We start from the raw sequence: 3,598 nt of genomic DNA, 5'->3' as shown, positions 1-3,598 counted from the left end.
TCTACTGATTGTTGGTCACTTTTAGTAGATTGCACTCGATGGCTTTCTCGTCAAGACCAAGCCGCTGAATTTACACCACTACCTGAAACTCTAACTGGTAATCTATTGTACTATCTGTCCCCGGACACAGAGCAAAAAGCGATTTTAAATTTTATTGAACGACGTTCTCAACAAAAGGGTCGTTATGTGGAGGATTGGGACATATCCTTTGACTTCAACAGGGAAGTTATTATTGCTTAATAACGGATGTGGTTGCCAACCTAGTTCGTATATACAGAGGGCAACCACATTTTTGGGGAGGATTATCAGATGAGAGGTACTTTTAAAAGCGCTACTTCTGGATTCCCATTGAAGGTCATCTCAACGTCCTATCACATATCCGGATGTCTAGAATCTTTTGATAATCGAGATTCCCTAAAAGTTGGCCAGATAGGTCAGGCTGTTTTTGCTTGTTCCCAAATTGCACATAGGGAATGCGTATCAATACAGTATAGCAATAACGTTACAAATGGGCTTACATTGATGGCTGTTTTTCAGGATGCTCGTCTTATGATGAATATTCAAATAGAACAAGAATGTATCATTTTTGATCTTTGGTCAAATGAACCGAGCTTTCCTACACGGTTTTTAAATGCATTAGTATTGGTTTTGAAACCTAGTCAGGTCCATATCGATGACAGGGGAATCGGAGAGTGCGATGAAAAGTAAGAAATCACTGAATTATAATGTAGTACGTTTAGCTGCTATAGGTACCCTTTTTGCATTATCCCAGTACATCACCTTACCAGTAATGGCATTGTATTTGAATCAATTCTTTCATATCTCAATCCCAATGGTCGGTATCCTATTGGGTATCCCTATGATTATATCGTCTATATTTGGAAGATTCGCATCCGTAGTTGCTAGACGTCTCGGGAATGTGAATACTTTAAGTGCGGCGCTAATATTATATGCATTTGATTATTTGGGTTATACGCTTTTTAAACACCCAGATATTATTTATTTAATATCCTTATCCATCGTTGCTGGTTTAAGCCGTATTCTTTGGCAACCAGTTTTCAAAGGTATTTATGCCCAAGTTGCCACTGAGAGTTCAAATGCTGATACAATTTTTCGCATAAATTATTTAACTATTGTAGCAGGTGCAAGTGTTGGACCGGTATTAGTCATTCTATTGGGTGGATTTCAGCCAGTTATATGTATATATTCAACATCATTCTTGTATATATTTATATCAATCTTAGTGTTATTCAATCGAAATTTCTTTAAAAGCTTTGAATTAGGAACGAATATTCTAAATAGTGACGAAACCAAGTCGGATGTACAGAATAAGCGAGAGCTAAGCATTACACTATATTTATATATATTCGGTGGGTTTCTTATTTATTGTGTTTTTTCAGAATTTGAATCCGTCTTCCCGCTTGCCCTGAAATTTGTTACATATCGTCCCGCCAGTTTGTTTTCGGAGTTATTAATTCTAAATTCTATTTGTGGATTTGTGTTCCAATCATTGATGATCTTTTCAAAGAGAAAGCCACGTGACTCACAAGGTCTATTTATAGGGAACCTTGCATTCTGCATTGCGTTTTTGACGTTCGCAATATCTCTATGGATACACGTCATACTTGTAGTGGGGACAATCATATTTACTATTGGGGAGATATTCGCTCTTCCAGGTAGTGACATTGCTATAAACCAATTAGCACCCAACGGACAAAAGGCAGCATTTTTCGGATTGGCGGAATTCCGTATATTGGGCTTTACAGTTGGACCAGCATTATTTGGATACTTGTTATATCAATTTGGATACGTAGAAATGTTCTTGTTCTCTATTCCATTTATCGTTCTTGCAAGCTTGTCCTATTGGTATGGATACCGCATACTCAAACGATACCTGCATACGGATAGAACCGATTTGTCACAATCAATTATAACGGAGAGATAATCGCAATCCATCATTTTGATAGAGTAGGCCGACCTCTTCCGAGGCCAGCCCCTCAATGAACGGCTCGTGCGGTTTTCCCGCAAACCGCTCTACGTCACTTACTCTCGAACTTGTGTACACGTTCTTGTGCTCGTTCATACGCAGCTGCCCGTCGAGACCAGTAGGGTGTATCATCAGGCTTACGTTGCCTTTTGGCTAAGGCTGCCTTTTCCCGACGCTGACGAATGACTGCCAAATATTCCTCATCCGCCATTGGCTGGCCCGTGGCTGCATCCCGGATGATTCTTTCGGCGTATCGAAGTCCGGCTCCCACAAGACGTTCGTGAGTGTAGATTATGCTGAGCATGTTGGCTCTCCTGTACGTCTTGCTGCCACCTCTCTGAGATAGTCGGCAACGACGAATGCTTTGACGGACATACGAATCAAGTTTGGCCGTTTGCTGCCCGAGCAATGCTGTGGCGCAACGACATTGGCCTCTGATTGTCCGGTAGACTTGTACCGCCTTGGCGGCCTGTGCCCAATACGCTGCTTTCCCCATAATCGTCGGATTCACTCTATCAACGAGTGCTGCCAAACTGAGCGTATGTGTTTTCGGAGTCTTTTCCTTGATTGCCCCCCGGAACTCCTTCATGGCTTCCGGAGTGCATTTTAGTCCAAAACTCCAACTTCCATCCCGCTTTCTAAACCATCCTTGGATAGCTACTCCCAAGTATTCTAACTCTGGAATCGTTCTCCCGTTTGCATCGCGATGCTCCATAAGATGCAGAGTCCGCGTCTTCTCCGCTGAAAGGTCAAGTTTCAACCTTCCCATGACATCCTGCACGATAGCTTTTCCGTGCTGAACTCCCACCTCGTCTTTCGAAAAGACCAGAAAATCATCGGCGTACCTCACAAACTGCACTCCAGCACGTCTGAGTTCCCAGTCTAGTTCGTTAAGATAGATGTTGGCTAACAGCGGAGAAATGACCCCACCCTGCGGAGAGCCGGCCTTTGAGAAGCTCCTCACTCCATTTTCCATAACCCCAGCCTTTAACCATTGCCAGATGAGGCTCAGAATGGAGCGATCGGCAATCCTGCGCTTCATTATCCTTAGGAGGATGCGATGGCTTATACAGTCGAAGTACCCTTTGATGTCAGCATCGTACACCCACACATAGCCTTGTTCCATCATATGGATGATGCGTCCAAAAGCATTAAATGCACCTTTGCCGGGACGAAAGCCCACAGAGGCAGGATGAAACTCCGTCTCATAAAGAGGCTGGAGTATATCAACCACCGTCTGCTGAACCACCTTGTCACGGATAGATGGTAGTCCGAGCGGACGCTTCTTGCCATTTTTCTTTGGGATATAACGCCTAAGCACCGGCAACGGCTTATAGGTTTTGGCTCTGAGGTCGCTGAGAAGTTGCTGGAGGTGTTCCTCCAAATTTCTTTCGAAAGCGGACAGGCTTATTCCGTCCACTCCTCCAGCTCCTTTGTTTGCCTTGACTTTCAGCCATGCCTCGTATAGTCGCTGATAGCTCAGCAATCGGCCATACAGATTGTGCCATTTCATGTTCGTGAACGTCAAATCCCGCCCACCTTGCACTCCCCCCTCATGCTGTAGCAAAGTCGTATATGAAAGCAAACCCCGCCGGGGAGCCAGCGGGGCAC

Annotated in this window: 4 protein-coding genes; 3 read left to right on the top strand and 1 reads right to left on the bottom strand. The window is 44.0% G+C overall.

The genetic code is table 11. The features are described from left to right. The 3 genes from BUA75_RS16200 to BUA75_RS15155 all read left to right on the top strand — a co-directional run. A partial coding sequence (locus BUA75_RS16200) for a hypothetical protein (RefSeq protein ID WP_207549792.1) occupies positions 1-240 on the top strand: 240 nt, incomplete at its 5' end. 69 nt (positions 241-309) lie between these two features. Further along, positions 310-708 (top strand): hypothetical protein, encoded by a 399-nt coding sequence (locus BUA75_RS15160; RefSeq protein WP_072875446.1) that lies wholly within the window; start codon positions 310-312, stop codon positions 706-708. Next, a complete protein-coding gene (locus tag BUA75_RS15155; RefSeq protein ID WP_072875443.1) occupies positions 698-1,945 on the top strand; it encodes an MFS transporter in 1,248 nt (415 codons plus the stop codon). The genes BUA75_RS15160 and BUA75_RS15155 overlap by 11 nt, the downstream gene beginning before the upstream one ends. Before the next feature lie 94 nt (positions 1,946-2,039). Here BUA75_RS15155 and ltrA read toward each other — a convergent pair. After that, on the bottom strand, positions 2,040-3,598 hold a 1,559-nt coding region (ltrA, locus tag BUA75_RS15150; RefSeq protein ID WP_072875441.1), incomplete at its 5' end, for a group II intron reverse transcriptase/maturase.

The sequence above is a fragment of the Alicyclobacillus tolerans genome, assembly GCF_900142255.1.
GTDB lineage: Bacteria > Bacillota > Bacilli > Alicyclobacillales > Alicyclobacillaceae > Alicyclobacillus_I > Alicyclobacillus_I tolerans.
Note: the sequence above shows the minus strand (reverse complement) of the source record. Positions and strands in the feature narration are given on the sequence as shown.

Bases quoted from the DNA above. Each gene is read 5' to 3' on its own strand.
- BUA75_RS15155 (WP_072875443.1), top strand. From the start codon at position 698: ATGAAAAGTAAGAAATCACTGAATTATAATGTAGTACGTTTAGCTGCT.
- BUA75_RS15160 (WP_072875446.1), top strand. From the start codon at position 310: ATGAGAGGTACTTTTAAAAGCGCTACTTCTGGATTCCCATTGAAGGTC.